Raw genomic sequence first — 16,774 nt, forward strand, 5'->3', positions numbered from 1 at the left:
CATGTCGGAAAAGATTTCCGAAACACAAAATCATCAACAAGCATTTCAAATTTCACATAAATCCTATTGGAAGTTATTACTCCAATCTATATTTATGATTATTGTGATGATTATCGCCGAATCTTTTATTCTATTTTTAGCTGAAAAACCTCAGTATTATTGGATAGCTATTTTAATTGTAATCATCGCTTTCTTATTGTTATACGCTTTTAAGTTAAAGTTATTTAATTTTAGTATGCTTACTAAAAAACAATGGCTCTTTATTCTTATTGCGTTTGTAGTCGTTAGTGCGATTGATTTTTTGTATTTGTCATTTATGCCAACACCGCCAAATCAAAAGGATTTGGACGCATCTTTTGAACATATACCGTTTTATTTACAAATATTATCTGTAGGTATTTTAGGCCCAATTATAGAAGAAGTGATGTTTCGAGGATTATTAATTAAAGGAGTATTTAGAGGAGCGCCTATCATTGGAGGAGTTGTGTCAGTTATATTATTTGCAGGGGCACATGGACCTACAAATATAAGTGAATGGCTTATTTATGGACTGACAGGACTTGTACTTGTAATCGCATATTTAAAAACTAAACGACTCGAAGTTCCTATTGTTATTCATGCATTAAGTAATATATTATCGGTATTTCTATCTAACTTTTGGTGGTAAATATCACTTTCTTGAATTTCATGGTAATTTAAACGGAAGTCTCCTATTATTTTAAATATTCCAATATAAATTTCATTGCAATTAACGAAGTATTGTTGGTGACACTCCTAGGGGAAGAGGATGAGTGTCGAGACCAAGCTTGGCAGTAGTTGACTGAAATGAAAATGCATCCAACCTGTACTTTCTTCATTTCTAGTCAACCTTGCCGGGGCGGGACTACGAAATCTTAGAAATTAAATTAGATTTCTGTCCCGCTCCCAACAATACGAAGTATTAATAAAAAAGCTCGAAGATTGTATTCTAGAACATCTTCGAGCTTTCGTTATAGTTTAAATTAATGTGATTGGCCAATAGTTAGCTTTTTACCCGGTAGGCTGTGTAATAAATAGGGATCATGTGTAATAATAATTAATTGAAGATTTTTCAATTCTCGTAACATTTGAATAATCATTTCTTCATTAATTACATCTAAGTTTGTTGTAGCTTCATCCAAAATAAGAATATCTGGATTGACTAGTAACGCTTTGGCAATCCATAAGCGCTGAAATTGACCACCACTTAACGTACCTACCTTTTTATTTAACAAATCTCTATCTAATTTACATTGCGACAACACATTATTTAATCTGGTCTCATGCTCATTAGAAGAAATGTTAAAGTTCTTTAATGGTTGTTGTAGTGTCCATTTCACCGTTTTTCGAGGATCTAACGTCATCGCATTATATTGTGGGACATATTGAATATGTTTCATCCATTCATGACGCGATACCTTGCCAAGTGTTAAATCATTGTAGTTCACAATTCCTTGGTAATCATCATCTAACCCTGCCATGATTTGAGCTAGGGTAGACTTACCGCTCCCACTTACACCACTAATAATTAAATTTTCATCCTTATTTACTTCTAAATTAAAGTTTTTAAAAATCTCTTTTTCTGAAAATGACTTATTCAACTGTTTAATCTGCAACATAACGATTTCTCCTATTCGCCAGTTCAATCAATTGTTGAGTGTAGGGATGCTGAGGAGACTCTAAAATCTCTTTAGCGTCTCCGCTTTCAATAATTTGTCCATTCTGCATGACGCTAATGTGTGTAGCGTAATCCATCGCTAAACTTAAGTCATGCGTAATAAAAAGAATGGTCATGTTATGTTCACGCACAACATGGTTTAAGAGCCACATCAAACCATTACGGTTCTCATAGTCTAATGCGCTAGTAGGTTCGTCAGATATAAGAAACTTCGCTTCACGGACAATAGACATTACTAACGCAATCCGTTGTGCCATACCTCCACTCAATTGAAAAGGATAATAATGTAGTAATTCTTGCGGTTGTTCTAAACCGAGATGTGTAAATTGACGTTTCACAAATTCATGTTGTTCTTTACGTGACAATGTTGAATTTAATGAATCAAATAGCGCGTCAAAGTGTTTGTGAATTTTAACATTTTGGAAGAAATTACTATTAGTATCTTGAAACATGGCATCGGTATTATCTATGTCTATTTCGACTTGGCCGTCGTAGCGCAATTGAGGTTGACGCATGCCAAGTGCCGTACGTGTTAATAATGATTTACCGCTTCCACTTTCACCTACTAAACAATGAAAGCTTCCTTCTAACACTTCTAAATTCACGTTATTTAATAATGCTGTTTCGCCGTCGTAGACTGAGACATTTTCAAAATGAAGTAACGGCGTTAACGAATGTAGCGACGGTTGAGTAGTTGACATATGAGTGCGAAACCTCCTAACAACACACCTGGGAAGAAGAATAACCATGGTGCAGAATAGAAATAACTTTTACCATCAAATAAAATGGCGCCTAGCTCAGGCAGTGGTGGCTTAACGCCTAATCCGATAAAGGCTAAGCCGGAAATACTAAGCATCAGTTTACCGAAATCCGCAGTAATCAGCGCCATTACGTTACTTAATAGGTGCGGGACGATATGATAAATTGTTGTTTGTAACTTTGAAAAGCCGCTCAATGATGCGTATTTAACGAAAGGTTGTGTTTTAGCGTCTCGTGCTAAGTTTCTAAAGTAACGTAAATAGCGACCAAGCCATCCGATAATTAAAGCGAAACATAAGCCAAGTACAGAATTGTTCATAAATCCTAAAATTACCAATGCAATAATAATTGCAGGCAAAGCGATTAACATATCGGCCAAGGCCATCATCATGGAATCAAGCCATTTACCGACAAGCGCCGATAGTAATCCGAGAATAAGTCCTAATGCGACGGTGACGACTAGAATTAAAGTTGTTAAGCCGAGTGTAACGATACTACCTACAAATAGACGTGTTAAAAAATCACGTCCTAAGTGATCGGTACCTAGTAAGTGTGTCAGACTAGGAGGTAATAGTGCTTCAGATTGATGAATAGTGTTCGCTTTGTCGTATAACAAATAGGCAAGCAATGCTAAAATGATGATGATAATAGGCCATATCCAATGTTTAATCTTCATAGGTCACACGGCCTCCTAACTTTTTAGACATTCTAAGACGTGGGTCACTCTTTTCAAGTAATAAGTCGCCGAAGAAATTCAGTACCATAATCATTAAAATAATAATCATAAGAATACCTTGAATTAATGGGTAATCACGTAGGTTGATACCGTTAATTAACAATTTTCCTAAACCGGAAATACTGAAGATGAATTCAAGGATAATGATACGGCTAAACAAATGAATGAAATTATTAATGGTAATTGTTAATAATGGCGCTAGAATTTCTTTTACTTGAACGTAGATGCGATCTTTGAGTTTGAAATGGCGTAGTTGAGCCAATTGATATGGTTGGCTATGAAGTGTATTTTCAAAAAGATGACTGCTCAATAGCACCATATGACTGCCTTCCACTAATACTAAAATGGTGATAGGGAGGACGAAGTATTGCCAACTGTTACTACCTACAAATGGGAAGAGATGCCATTTGACGCCAAAGTAGTAAATAAAGATAATCGCTAACCAATATTCAGGTAATGATGTAATTATTTGAGATATACGCGTAGTAATGATTGCCCACTTTTTACGTGGATAGTTCCCGCAAAGATAACCAATAATATACCCGAGTGGGAATAAAATAATAGCTGAACCTAGAATAAGCTTAAGCGTTGGAACAATAGCTTGCGTAATACGGTCTGTGACAGGCTCGCCATTACTAAAGCTTGTGCCTAAGTCGCCGGTAAAGGCGTGGCCGAGCCATTGCACATAACGAATCGGCATTGCTTGGCTAAGGCCTAATTTATCTTGCGCCATTTTGATGCGTTCAGGCGTAATTTGTGCGACACCATGTTCTTGTAAATACTGAATGGCCGGGTTACCGGTAGTATTTTCCAACAGTACAAATAGAATAAATGAAATGACAATTAAATAAATAATTAACTTTATGAAATGTTTTACGATACTAATCATGATCGGATACCTTCAATTTATCAAAGTTTATCGGTGCGTCAGTTTGTCCTGAAAATTGGAATTGCTTAATCTTCGGACTTGTCACAAACGTTTCATCTGGATAGGAGATAGGGAGGACTAAGTATTGGCTATCGATATAATTGGATAGTCTGTCGAATGCTTGTTGACGCTGATTCATATTTATAATAGATGAGAATTCTTTAATCATGCCGGTTAATTTCGCATCATCCGCAAAGGCGCCGGGTTGTTGATCGGCTTGTTTAAAGCGCGCATTGAGGAAGTTATACGGCATTAAAGCATTGGTATATGTACGATAGTAAATAAGGTCAAAGTCCTTACGTACCGTTAACGTTTCATAGTACGTTTGGGCGTCTAATACATTAACATCTAACTTAATGCCTACATTTTTCAATGCTTGTTGCATAATTACGGCTTTCGTCTTCCATTCTGGGAACTCATCTGTTTGAAGTGCTAGTTTTAATGAGAGTACTTTGCCATCTTTTTCAAAATAACCGTTCGAATTCTTCTCATAACCTAACTCTTTAATCAATTTCTCTGATTCATTAGGTGCATAGCGATGGTCATGTTGATTGTTAGCATTCACATATTGCACGCCACTTTGGAATAAACCTTTCAACTTTTTATTTGATGAGAGGTCTTCTGTATCGATTGCTTTACTGATAGCTTCACGCATTTTTTTATCTTGCAGTACTTTGTGTTGAGGATTAAAGCCCATAAACTGTGTTTCAGTACTTGGATATTTATGTACTTTTAAATTCTCACTACGTTGCGATTCTTTAACTTGTTGTGGCGTCATTTGACCTAACGCACCACCTGTAATGTCGATAGAATTACTTTCTATAGCAAGGTGACGTGAATCACTATCTTCTATGGATTGGAAGGTTAAATTGTAATCCAATGGGTGACCGTTACGATAATATGTATTGGGTTTAAATGTGACTGTTTCATTCGTTGAATCTGCCACTTTAAAAGGCCCTGTGCCAATTGCTTTCTCGAACTTACCTGTTGTTTTTTCATCTTTAACCGCATGTGGACTCATTATACGAAGCGGTCTGATTTGTGTTAATTCGGGTAAGACTTGGTTGGACGGTTCTTTTAATTTAATCTCGACCGTATATTTGTCCTTCACTGTAACGGATTGTAACTTGTCTAACGTCTCCATAGGGTCGGTGGTATCTGTTGCCTTCGCTCTTTCTATTGAAAATTTGACCGCCGACGCGTCAAATTGAGAACCATCATTAAATTTCACATTATGTTTTAGATGGAATAGATAATCTTTACCATCACTTGAAGCCTTCCATGATGTGGCGAGACCAGGCTCAATCTTGCCATTCTTACCATACTTCACAAGAGATTCATAGACTGCGCTATACACTGGCATAGGGGCATCGAAACCTTGAGCATCAAGTTGCTTAGGATTAAATTCTCGAGGTAATGATACTTTAACTTCTTTCTCATTATCATGTTGATGTGGAGCACAACCGCTTAAAATTAGCGTAGCGCACATGGTAAGGGCAGATAACATGCGCTTATTCAATGTTTTACCTTCTTTCAATTGTATTAATGTATATATATTTAGAATTTAATTTATATTCAAAATATATAAATCTATCAAAGACATTATTATATGATACACGCTTTTCAAAGATTATTAAAATTTGGCGAGGTAGATTTTTTTCACTTTAAGGGCGAGCTATCTCATTTAATATAATCACACCCTAGTTATTAGAAGTAGCTTATTAATATAGAAGTAAAATTTAACTTCTAGTGTGTTTGACCTAGTGCAACTTTAATATCGTCTTCATATGAAATAGCTTTGATAGCCGCAGTAAGTCCTTTAGTCATCGTTTCAATAGACATAGAAGGTGTCTCTGGTTTAGTAGTCACTTGTTCTGGAATAAATGGCACATGAATAAAGCCAAATAGTAAGTTAGGGTAAGATTGTTCAGCTAAATATCCTAATTGATAGAGGATATGGTTACAAACAAAGGTACCTGCTGTATTGGAGAGACTTGTAGGGACACCAGCTTGTTTAATGGCTTCAGTCATCTTTTTAACAGGCATATTTGAAAAGTAGGCGGGCGCACCGTTTGGTTGAATAGGGATATCGATTGGTTGTTGCCCTTTATTATCAGGAATACGAGCGTCATCGATATTAATACCGACACGTTCTGGAGTTAATGCACTTCGTCCACCAGCTTGTCCAACTGCTAACACGGCATCATAGTTTCCTTGAGCTAACATCGTATGAATTGCTTCTATTGAATCATGGAATACTGTAGGGATCTCTAACTTCGTAATCTCATGTTCACCAATTGTAGCGTTCAATCGTTTCACTGCCTCTAACGCGGGGTTAATAACTTCCCCACCAAATGGCTCAAACGCCGTAACTAATATCTTCATAAATTACATCCTCCTTACTACTATGTGTCGAGTTTAAACAAATAAACATATATTAGTAATTCTTCATCTTATATCATTTATATCATGATTATAGAATTTTGACTGAAATTATCTTCTAATCTGTTGGTATTTAGGTGTAAAAACTTTCTCGAAACCTAGAATGGTATAGTACTTCTCTTTATCGCGTGATATAATAATCTAAGTTAATTGAGAATTATTCTCAGTAATAAATATTATATTTCTTGATAAGGGAGTGTAGGTGTGATGACACATCAGAATAGATTTGACTGGAGTTTAGTCATTGCAACAAGTTTTGCAGTGTTAACATATTGGTTGTTCGCACAATCATTTATTAATATAGGCTTAAGTGTCCAAAAGACATTTGGCGCCACAGATTCAACATTGAATCTCTCCATTAGCTTAGTTTCATTTGTTACAGGTATCTTCATGGTTGGCGCAGGAGATATTGCAGATAAAGTAGGTAACCTCAAGATGACCATTATTGGGCTAGTACTAAGTATTATTGGTTGTCTAAGTTTAATCATTGTACCAGCTACACCATTCCTAGTAATTGGTCGTATCTTCCAAGGCTTCTCAGCAGCAATTTTATTACCATCCACTATCGGTCTCGTATCTGACAAATTCGAAGGTCAGAATTTACGTAAAGCCTATAGTTTTATGATGATAGCTACAGTAGGCGGAATTGGTTTTTCTTCATATGTCGGCGGTATTATTTCTAGTCTTTGGAGTTGGCAATTCATCTTTGCATGCTCCATTATTTTATCCGTGATTGCTATTCTTATCCTAAGCCGTAAGAAAGAAACGCCTCGCGCAGAACGTGATCATCAACCGTTCGATTATATCGGAATGCTCATCTTCGGTATTTTCATCGCTTGCGTTATGCTACTCATGACCCAAGGTTTCACATACGGTTGGACAAGTAACTTCTCATTAACAGTAGCAGGTCTCGGCCTCGTCGCATTAACGATTTTTTATCTTTTTGAAAAAGGCAGAACCACGCCATTTATCGATTTTTCAATAGTAAAAAATCGAGCATTTCTAGGTTCAACATTGAATAACTTTGTAGTCAATACAGGTGTCGGTACAACTGTCGTCTTCAATGGTTATGCGCAAAAACAATTTGGCATGAGTGAAGCACAAACAGGCTTGGTCACTGTGCCGTACGTCTTCATGGCTATTGCGATGGTACGTTTAGGTGAAAAAGCAATCCAACGTTACGGTGGGAAAAGTATGTTAATTGCGGGTCCATTATTCCCGGCAATTGGGATTATTTTGATCAGTTTAACGTTCTTAACCCCAAGTTGGTATGTAGGTCTAGTTACGTTTGCATTTGTAATATGTGCGATTGGTAATGGGTTAGTAGCTACACCTGGTTTAACGATTGCGGTGTTTAACATGCCAGAAGAAAAAGTGAGTTTTGCGACTGGTTTATACAAAATGGGGGCTACACTTGGTGGAGCGTTCGGTATTGCCTTGAACACCACAATCTTTACGATATCCCAACAAATTTATCCAGTAGAAATAGCGGCTATGATTTCATTCTTTGCCGGAGCTGTTATTATGATACTCGGTGTCACATCCGCCTTTATCCTAATACCAAAAAATGTAAAAGCTTAAAAATTGATGTAAAGTAAATGTAAGATATAAATCTATATACATGAAAAGAGCCTAGAACATTTAGCATTTAAAATGTTCTAGGCTCTACTTGAATCAAAGTAAGATGTATTGTTGGCGAGACGTACTCCCTAGATTTCTGTTCTGCTCCTAAACAATAACTCACATATTAATCATATAATTCATATTTTTTTAATTTTTTCTCTATGTTTGGTTTCGGCTTATCATCTTGTCTCATTTTTTTATGTCCTTCAACATGTGATGGTCTAGAAACCCAATTCTGGAAGTGTTTTTTATCTTCCCATTTTGACACAATAGAATATTCTACCTTTGATTTAGATTCGCTTTTCCAAACTTCTACGCTTATTAGTCCTTCATAACCTTCAAAATCTGTTTTTGCGTTATCAGCTTTATTTTTTAATATTTCTTTACCTGCTTCTTCGTCAGTTGAGAAAGTAGCTTGTGAGATAAACATATCAACATCCCCTTAAATTTTAAATTAGTTACATAATAGACTCCCTAAAGTCTATTTTACATGTTCCGTAGCAATGCCTTGTGGAATAGGCTCGAATATTACTAAATCGTCGCTATTTAATAAGTCATCGGTTAACTGTAATTGGGCGATACGATTAGAATTATAATAGCTCACATAAACTGTTTGGTCAGTAAGATTGAATACTGTTTGATACAACGTGTAATGGAACTCATTTTCAGAAGGACGAACGGCACCTTTAGGAATGCTGACGCTATCAAGAATTCTGAAGGCGTCTAGTACAGCATCATCGCCATCATCGGGTAACATATTATTAATAAGATATGCTGCTCTGACAAAGCGTTCGCCAGACGTGTAACCTCCTGGAAGGCCAAACGTACCGCCTTCATTGCCTAGAGGCTTAAGTTCAATACCATTCAATGTCTTACTTTGTGGTTTATACGGTGTAATGTTAACGTAATTTTTTAAATTCTCGTAGTGCCAGTTTAAGTCGGGGTTATTGGTAAGTACGCCGACTGGATTGTCATGTACGACGATACGCCCTTCGACAAATGTAATTTCTGCAGTGCGACCTGTTTTATCGGATACGTGGAAATGAAGCGGTGGCGCTTCGTTAATATCATTTAATGTATGACCAACAACGTTGACTTGTGGTGCGTTATTGATAATTTCATCGATAGTTTTATTGTAGCCAAGCGCCCATGTAAGCACTTCGGTTTGAGAAATATTGATATAACCTTCGCGAACTTCTGTCGCATAAGAAGCATAATCACGGTCATATTGATTGGAAATGGCGAGTCCATGTTCATTGACGCCATCGCCAAAGATGAATCCTTCCATATCAGAACCGGCGCCTGTGAAACCGTATTTAGTCGTCCCTTTATAATTTACACGGGATTCCCAGTAGAAGTTGCGTGGTTGCACGGCGAGATGGCCGGTAAGCGGGTAATCATAATCCATTGTACGACCTAAGATGATGTCGCCATTTTTTGCTTGAAAAGTAAAGCCCGTACACATATTAATCAACTCCGTTCGTTTATAGTTGAGAACTATTATCAATTATAAAGTTTGTATCTGGATATTTCAATGTATATCGATTGTGAATAATAAAAAGAGAGGGCAGAAATTTAGTGGAATTTCTGTCCCTCTCTTTGAATTATGCGTGTGCGTGTTCAGGCACATCTTTGAAGTTTTCTAGACGGCGATTCCATTCTTCATCGCTAATATTATGTTTAGCGACATAACGGTTACGCTCATGTTTAGCGCAATCGTATGAACAAGCGCCAAGATATTTTTCTTCATTTTCTTCTGATACTAAGATTTGTTTGTTACATTCTGGGTTTGAACAGTTAATGTAACGTTCGCATGGTGTGCCGTCGAAATGTTCTTTGCCGACAACTGTTTTTTCGACTTGGTTAACGTCAACGCTAATACGTTCATCGAAGACGTACATTTTGCCGTCCCAGTATTCGCCTTTAGTTTCTGGGTCTTTACCGTAAGTTGCGATACCGCCATGTAATTGACCTACGTTTTCGAAACCTTCTTTAACTAACCAGCCAGAGAATTTTTCACAACGGATACCACCTGTACAGTACGTTACGATGTTTTTACCTTCTAATTGGTCTTTGTTTTCACGAATCCAGTCTGGTAAATCTCTGAAACGAGTAATATCTGGACGAATCGCGCCACGGAAGTGACCTAGATCGAACTCATAGTCATTACGTGCATCGACAATAACTGTATTATCGTCTTCTAAAGCTTTTTTAAATTCACTAGGTGAATAATATTTACCTGTTGTTTCGCGTGGATCGATATCATCTTCAAGACCTAAAGCAACGATTTCATTTCTTGGGCGAACGTGCATTTTTTTGAAAGCGTGACCTTTAGCTTCATCAATCTTGAAAGTCATATCTGCGAAACGCTCATCTGCATGCATATGTTCGATATATTTATCTGTATCTTCTTTAGTACCTGATAATGTACCATTGATACCTTCAGTAGAAACTAAGATTCTACCTTTTAAATTGTTTGCTTTACAGAATTCTAAGTGCTCAGATGCGAATGTTTCAGGGTCATCAATTGTAGTATATTTATAATATAATAATACTCTATAATCCATTTTCTGATTCTCCTCTAAAAATTTTAATTTATCATAAGGGCAAGCCGTGTAATGTGTATAAATATTAAATCATTACTTTTTTACAAAATTCAACATTATATAATTTTACCAAAATTACAGTAACTTTCAATATTTTGATTTACAAATATTGCCATAGAGCAATAGAAATATACGTTATTCTTCTTGAAAACGATTACATATAGTAAGATAAGAATTAAGTACAGCTTTAGAATATAATGGTTTACGATAATACTTTTCAAAAAGAGAGGGAGCGTTAATAATGACGAATCATTCATTACCTAAATTAACTTACACTGGCGCATCTAAAAGTGCAGTGCCAATTATCTCTGAAAGTGAGTTACAAACAGTGACGGCGGAACCTTGGCTAAAAGTTTCGGATGAAGGTCTTCAATTGGAAGGTTTAATCTTTGATAGAGAGCATAATCTATTTTTATGTGAAGTATTTGGAGGCAAAATTTTGAAAGTAGACCTACCATCTAAAGAGGTAACTACGGCTTTTCAATCTACTAAGCAAAATCCGGCTGCAGTGAAAATACATAAAGATGGGCGATTATTTACATGTTATTTAGGCGACTTTGAGTCAACTGGTGGTATTTTTGCGACTGATGAACACGGTGAACACTTCGAGGAAATTATTTCGGAATTAAATACAGACTATTGTATAGATGATATGGTCTTTGATAGTAAAGGCGGGTTCTATTTTACTGATTTTAGAGGGTATTCTACTCAACCTAAAGGTGGCGTGTATTATGTTTCACCTGACTTCAAGACAGTAACGCCTGTCATTCAAAATATTTCAGTAGCGAATGGTGTAGCGTTAAGCACTGATGAATCAGTGTTATGGGTTACTGAAACTACAACAAATCGTCTTCACCGTATTCAATTAGAAGATGATGGCGTGACGATTGCGCCATTTGGAGCGACGATTCCGTATTACTTTACCGGTCATGAAGGTCCAGACTCATGTTGTATCGATAGCGACGATAATCTATACGTTGCTATGTACGGACAAGGCCGTGTATTAGTATTTAATAAACGTGGGTATCCAATTGGTCAGATTTTAATGCCAGGTAGAGACGAAGGTAAAATGTTACGTTCAACACACCCTCAATTTATTCCTGGTACAAACCAATTACTTATTTGTACAAATGACATTGAGAACGACTCAGAAGGTGGTTCAATGATCTATACAGTAGAAGGATTTGCGAAAGGCCACGAAAGTTATCAATTCAAATAAGTGAAAGCAAGAAAATAATGATATAAGTTAAAAATAAGCACCATAGTATAAAAATGTCTGTTGGAGTTATTTTGTACTATGGCGCTACTTTTTGTTAGCATCATTGCTCCTGTCATATCAGGATGTATTATTACGGCTTTTAAGTATTGGCTAAAGAACCGTAATAAGTAATCAGCGACAGTATCTAGCTCACCTAATAAACCCCTTACTGTCCCAACAGTGAGGGGTTTGGTGTTGTGTTGGAGCTACTTTATTAGGATATTATATCACTATGAGTTACTTATTGCAATATTTATTGAAGTATCTCACTTTTCAATATATCGGTAATTCTCCTATACAATATTCACATATCTTGTGAAACTTACGTTAATATCCAGTATACTAAAAATGAATAAGTATAAATTAATAATGATAAGAAAGGTGTATAAAATGAAAGACAGTTGGACGAAACATAAACAAGATAGTCTTGTGGCATCGTTTTATGATGCACAATCACCTGAGTTTCAGGCACAGGGTTTTGAAACTGAATTAGCATTTGGTACAGCAGGGATACGTGGACAGTTTGGCTTAGGTCCAGGTCGTTTAAATCGCTATACAGTCCAACGCCTAGCACTAGGTATTGCCAATTATTTACAAGACAAAGAGGCGCATCCTTCAATTGTCATTCATTATGATATTCGTCATCTCTCATCAGAATTTGCCGAAATCATCACTCGAATTTTAGCGTCTAATGATATTAAGGTCTATTTGGCAGATACATATCAAACGACTCCACAACTGTCACACGCGGTAAGATACTTACAAACTTCTGCCGGCATAATGATTACGGCAAGTCATAATCCTAAAGATTATAATGGGATTAAGGTTTATGGACCAGACGGGGCGCAATTAGATGAACAGGCCTCGCTTGAAGTAGCTGACTATATTGAACAATTGGGTGACCCACTTGCCCTAACTATTGAATTAGATGAAAGACGTATTCAAAAGAATCGTCACATTGTATCTGATGACGTGTATCAAGATTACATATCTCATGTAACACGCCTTGTGGGTGCTATTCCACAATCAGAGTTAAAGGTAGTATATACCAGTTTACATGGCACAGGAGTACCGATTATTCCTGATGTGCTACAGCATCTCCATTTTCAAAACTTTAAATTAGTTGAAGCGCAATGTAAGGTGGACCCTAACTTTAGTTCAGTGAAAAGTGCGAACCCTGAAGAACGTGACGCCTTTGACTTAGCCATTCAACAAGCACAAGAGACTAAAGCTGATCTCATTATTGCGACAGATCCAGACGTGGATCGCATGGGCTTTGTAGAAAGAGATAGTGAGGGTAACACGTATTACTTCGGTGGCAGTGAAATTGGTGCGTTGCTTCTCAAATATCTTCTTGAATATACTGACATTCCTAATGACGCCGTCGTTGTACAATCCATAGTAAGTGGTGAATTAGGTAAACGCTTGGCACTGAAACATGGCGTAAGTGTGCGGGAAGTCTTAATTGGCTTTAAACATATCGCTAAAGCTATTCGTGAATTTGAGACAAATGAATCGTTACTCTTTGCCTACGAAGAAAGTTATGGATACTTAGCAGATGATTTCGTGCGCGATAAAGATGCCGTTCAAATCGTACCACTCATTATTAAATACGCTTCTATTTTGAAAAATGAAGGTAAAACACTTCTCGGGGCTTTAAATGAAATCTATGACGAGGTAGGAGAGTATCGGGATAAACCGACTTCTAAAGTATTTGAAGGTCAAGCAGGTCAGCAACATATTGCTGATATTATGACGAAAGTACGTCAAAACGTGCCAGATACTATTGCAGGGCTTGAGGTCGTGGCAGTAGAAGACTATCAGATACAACAAACATTAAATAAACAAACCCAAACTGTCGAGGCAATCACATTACCACAAGCCGATGTCATCCGAATTATATTTAATGAAGGATTTATTGCACTAAGACCATCAGGGACAGAACCTAAAATTAAATTCTATATTTCATTATGTGTAGATAACTTCGATCAAGTTACACAAGATATTTACGGTTATATATTTAATGAAGAAAAATAAATAAAAACAAAGCACTTTATAAGTAGGCGCAATGCCCAAACTTATAAAGTGCTTATTTATATCAATTAGTATTTACGTAAGAAATCTAATTGACGGTCATATAACTGTTTAGCAATATAGGCTTGTACAGTATGAAGAATCTCTTCAATTTCCTGGGTCATATTTGACAACACACGTACCGCAAAGCCCTGGGTTGGCAATTGAGTAATGCCGATACGACAATCATAAGTCTTCGTATAATCCTTAATTTCGTCATAGACTGTATCGATTAACTTTTGCGTCACGTCAGGATGGATACAGTAAGCAGAACCTAAATGTGTATAGTTCTCCATATAACCAATTGACGTTATCTCCGTTTCACTTGGGTGCATACGTAGATTATCATATGCCACTAATTCTTCATCTACATATATTTCATTAATTAAATGCATATAGTCATATGTGAAATTTTCATCTTTCATCGAATATCCAGGCGTTAGGATATCTGTATAAAACATTGAGGCGCTAGCGTCCAAGTTAAATACATTGTGTTGGAAGAATTTTGCATTTTCATACGCGATAATTGGATCGCCCACATACTCCATATAACCATCTTTAGCGATATTAAAGGTTTGATATTGTTCTACATGGTCATTTAATGTCTTGTAAATCTTTGTAGCACCTTGTGAAGTTAAGGTGACTGAAGCTGCTTCTTCTACATTAATATTCATATTATAACGGTCGCCGTCTAAATAACCGCCGCCCACGTTTACGATATAGAACGTTGGAATCGTCGAATTATTTAAATAGACTGGACGGATAACTTTTAGGGCCTTTTCAAAGAAGATATCACGCGCAACTGAACGCTTACCATTATTGAAAACGGTGAGATTAAGTTGACCAGTCCAAGGTTGTGTAGTACCTTGAGTCGTTTCTTTAGCCATTAAGACAACCCTTTAAGTAATACATCACGTTCTATCCATTCGATAACGTTATCTAAACCATCATCAGTTTTAAGGTTAGTGAATGTGAATGGACGGTCGCCACGGAATGTCTTCGTATCTTCAGCCATTTGGTCTAATGAGGCGCCAACAAATTCTGCTAAGTCTGTTTTATTAATCACAAAGTAATCAGATTTAATCATACCTTGTCCACCTTTACGTGGAATCTTTTCACCTTGTGCTACGTCGATAATATAAATTGAGAAATCAACGAGTTCTGGACTGAATGTTGCAGCTAAATTGTCGCCACCTGATTCGATAAAGATAAGTTCGATATCGTCATTGCGTTCTAATAACTCATCAATCGCCGCAAAGTTCATTGATGCGTCTTCACGGATGGCTGTATGAGGGCAACCACCAGTTTCCACACCGATAATTCTATCCTCGTCTAATACGCCTGTATTAACTAAGATTTTTTGGTCTTCTTTCGTATAAATATCGTTTGTAATAACTCCGATACTTAAATCTTTAGACAGACGGCGCACTAATTTTTCAACTAATTGCGTTTTACCTGCACCAACAGGAGCGCCTACACCAATTTTGATTGGATTTGCCATAATATACCTCCTATGAAATAAAGATTCTCACATTAACATTCTCATGTTCCATCTGGTTAAGCTCTAATCCTGGAGCCGTCATACCAAAGTCTTCCTCTTTTAATGTGAAAATGTGTTGACGTGTACGTTCAATGTACGGAATCATTTCCGTCACGACTTGTTGACCAGTGGTTTGGCCGAGTGGAATTGCACGTACCGCGTTTTGCGTTAAACTCGAAACATTTTGATAAAGATAATAATCAATAATCGTTTCTATATCAACGCCTAAATAATGTCCTAATATGGTAAAACAAATGGCTGGATGTAACTTAGCACGCTTATTAGTCATTTGCGTATGATACCAGGTAATCCATTCACTGTCATAAAGCTCCATTGCAAGTTTCGCCATGCGAGTACCCATTTGTTTTGTACCTACACGTGTTTCGCGTGGTAAATTCTGCACGAAGATTAAGCGATCAAGGTGCAATACCTTGTCTGCATCGTCATTGTTTAAAGCTTCGTATACTAAACGCATGACTAGACCATCAGAATACGTTAATTGTTCATTAAGAAACAGTTGAAGCCATTCTTTAAATGATGTCGCATCATGCACGGCATCGTGTTGAATGTAGGTTTCAAGTCCGAACGAATGACTGAATGCGCCAGTTGGGAATTGCGAATCACAGAACTGAAATAGTCTTAAATGTGAATGCTCAATCATGTGAATGTCCGATATGTCTAAAGGCTTTGTTGACTTTACGATCTTCATGACTATAAGGGATGCCTAATGTTTTAAGTAGGTCTTCTACTAAATAGTCATATTGGACTAACATTTCAGTTTCTGTAAATTGCGCTGGTAAATGACGGTTACCTAATTGATGGGCAATGTCTCCCATTTCTTGTAATGTACGTGGCTTAATAACGAGTAAATCTTCAGAATTTACATCTACCACAATCATATTAGTGTCATCTTGATATAAAATATCGCCATATTGTAAGTCGATAGGTTGTTTTAAACGAATGCCAATTTCGTTGCCGTGGTCCGTTGTGACACGTTGAATACGTTTAACTAAATCTGAATTCTCTAGGTAAACTTTTTCGACGTGCTTATTTTTTTCTTCGGCAGATAGGTTGGCGATATTGCCTTGAACTTCTTCTATAATCATTGAAAGA

Annotated in this window: 18 protein-coding genes; 5 read left to right on the plus strand and 13 right to left on the minus strand. The window is 36.8% G+C overall.

Annotation, left to right across the window (positions count from 1 at the left end; all coding sequences use genetic code 11):
- Position 1 precedes the first annotated feature (1 nt).
- Positions 2-667 carry a CPBP family intramembrane glutamic endopeptidase gene (locus HS848_RS06985; RefSeq protein WP_198611749.1) on the plus strand — a complete coding sequence of 222 codons (666 nt, stop codon included), beginning with the start codon at positions 2-4 and terminating at the stop codon, positions 665-667.
- Positions 668-1,001: 334 nt separating this feature from the next.
- On the opposite strand, the gene HS848_RS06990 is transcribed toward HS848_RS06985, so the two are convergent.
- The 6 genes from HS848_RS06990 to pcp all read right to left on the minus strand — a co-directional run bounded on the left by HS848_RS06990 (position 1,002) and on the right by pcp (position 6,504).
- Entirely contained in the window at positions 1,002-1,637 is a 636-nt protein-coding gene (locus HS848_RS06990; protein WP_198611750.1) for an ABC transporter ATP-binding protein, read from the minus strand.
- Positions 1,624-2,397, minus strand: a complete 774-nt coding sequence (locus tag HS848_RS06995; RefSeq protein WP_198611751.1) for an ATP-binding cassette domain-containing protein — start codon at positions 2,395-2,397, stop codon at positions 1,624-1,626. The genes HS848_RS06990 and HS848_RS06995 overlap by 14 nt, the downstream gene beginning before the upstream one ends.
- Positions 2,364-3,131, minus strand: a complete 768-nt coding sequence (locus HS848_RS07000; RefSeq protein WP_198611752.1) for an ABC transporter permease — start codon at positions 3,129-3,131, stop codon at positions 2,364-2,366. The genes HS848_RS06995 and HS848_RS07000 overlap by 34 nt, the downstream gene beginning before the upstream one ends.
- Entirely contained in the window at positions 3,121-4,080 is a 960-nt protein-coding gene (locus HS848_RS07005; RefSeq protein WP_198611753.1) for an ABC transporter permease, read from the minus strand. The genes HS848_RS07000 and HS848_RS07005 overlap by 11 nt, the downstream gene beginning before the upstream one ends.
- The gene (locus HS848_RS07010) at positions 4,073-5,638 is read right to left on the minus strand and encodes an ABC transporter substrate-binding protein (RefSeq protein ID WP_198611754.1); all 1,566 of its coding nucleotides are present in this window, start codon (positions 5,636-5,638) and stop codon (positions 4,073-4,075) included. The genes HS848_RS07005 and HS848_RS07010 overlap by 8 nt, the downstream gene beginning before the upstream one ends.
- A gap of 227 nt (positions 5,639-5,865) precedes the next feature.
- The gene (pcp, locus tag HS848_RS07015; protein WP_198611755.1) at positions 5,866-6,504 is read right to left on the minus strand and encodes a pyroglutamyl-peptidase I; all 639 of its coding nucleotides are present in this window, start codon (positions 6,502-6,504) and stop codon (positions 5,866-5,868) included.
- Between the two features lie 264 nt (positions 6,505-6,768).
- On the opposite strand from pcp, the gene HS848_RS07020 reads away from it, so the two are divergent.
- Complete coding sequence (locus tag HS848_RS07020; RefSeq protein WP_198611756.1) at positions 6,769-8,142, plus strand: MFS transporter; 1,374 nt, start codon at positions 6,769-6,771, stop codon at positions 8,140-8,142.
- 166 nt (positions 8,143-8,308) lie between these two features.
- Here HS848_RS07020 and HS848_RS07025 read toward each other — a convergent pair whose 3' ends face one another.
- The 3 genes from HS848_RS07025 to trhO form a co-directional block, all read right to left on the minus strand.
- Positions 8,309-8,614: an antibiotic biosynthesis monooxygenase family protein gene (locus tag HS848_RS07025; protein WP_198611757.1), complete on the minus strand. Its 306-nt coding sequence runs from the start codon at positions 8,612-8,614 to the stop codon at positions 8,309-8,311.
- A 51-nt stretch (positions 8,615-8,665) separates the two neighbouring features.
- Entirely contained in the window at positions 8,666-9,649 is a 984-nt protein-coding gene (locus HS848_RS07030; protein ID WP_198611758.1) for a choloylglycine hydrolase family protein, read from the minus strand.
- Positions 9,650-9,788: 139 nt separating this feature from the next.
- Entirely contained in the window at positions 9,789-10,751 is a 963-nt protein-coding gene (gene trhO, locus HS848_RS07035) for an oxygen-dependent tRNA uridine(34) hydroxylase TrhO (protein WP_198611759.1), read from the minus strand.
- Positions 10,752-11,031: 280 nt separating this feature from the next.
- Here trhO and HS848_RS07040 point away from each other — a divergent pair, with 280 nt between their 5' ends.
- From HS848_RS07040 to HS848_RS07050, 3 genes are all read left to right on the plus strand, one after another.
- Positions 11,032-12,009: an SMP-30/gluconolactonase/LRE family protein gene (locus tag HS848_RS07040; protein WP_198611760.1), complete on the plus strand. Its 978-nt coding sequence runs from the start codon at positions 11,032-11,034 to the stop codon at positions 12,007-12,009.
- Between the two features lie 78 nt (positions 12,010-12,087).
- Positions 12,088-12,180 carry a type I toxin-antitoxin system Fst family toxin gene (locus HS848_RS07045; RefSeq protein WP_198611761.1) on the plus strand — a complete coding sequence of 31 codons (93 nt, stop codon included), beginning with the start codon at positions 12,088-12,090 and terminating at the stop codon, positions 12,178-12,180.
- Positions 12,181-12,438: 258 nt separating this feature from the next.
- The gene (locus tag HS848_RS07050) at positions 12,439-14,085 is read left to right on the plus strand and encodes a phospho-sugar mutase (protein WP_198611762.1); all 1,647 of its coding nucleotides are present in this window, start codon (positions 12,439-12,441) and stop codon (positions 14,083-14,085) included.
- 65 nt (positions 14,086-14,150) lie between these two features.
- On the opposite strand, the gene HS848_RS07055 is transcribed toward HS848_RS07050, so the two are convergent.
- Genes HS848_RS07055 through ureE form a run of 4 tightly spaced genes read right to left on the minus strand, consistent with a single transcriptional unit; the run spans position 14,151 to position 16,767 of the window.
- Entirely contained in the window at positions 14,151-15,008 is an 858-nt protein-coding gene (locus HS848_RS07055) for an urease accessory protein UreD (RefSeq protein ID WP_198611763.1), read from the minus strand.
- Positions 15,008-15,622 carry an urease accessory protein UreG gene (gene ureG / locus HS848_RS07060; protein ID WP_198611764.1) on the minus strand — a complete coding sequence of 205 codons (615 nt, stop codon included), beginning with the start codon at positions 15,620-15,622 and terminating at the stop codon, positions 15,008-15,010. Before ureG ends, HS848_RS07055 begins: the two co-directional genes overlap by 1 nt.
- A gap of 10 nt (positions 15,623-15,632) precedes the next feature.
- Positions 15,633-16,322 (minus strand): urease accessory protein UreF, encoded by a 690-nt coding sequence (locus HS848_RS07065; RefSeq protein WP_198611765.1) that lies wholly within the window; start codon positions 16,320-16,322, stop codon positions 15,633-15,635.
- The gene (gene ureE, locus HS848_RS07070) at positions 16,315-16,767 is read right to left on the minus strand and encodes an urease accessory protein UreE (protein WP_107507269.1); all 453 of its coding nucleotides are present in this window, start codon (positions 16,765-16,767) and stop codon (positions 16,315-16,317) included. Before ureE ends, HS848_RS07065 begins: the two co-directional genes overlap by 8 nt.
- Positions 16,768-16,774 lie beyond the last annotated feature (7 nt).

It is taken from the genome of Staphylococcus caledonicus (assembly GCF_016238465.1).
GTDB lineage: Bacteria > Bacillota > Bacilli > Staphylococcales > Staphylococcaceae > Staphylococcus > Staphylococcus caledonicus.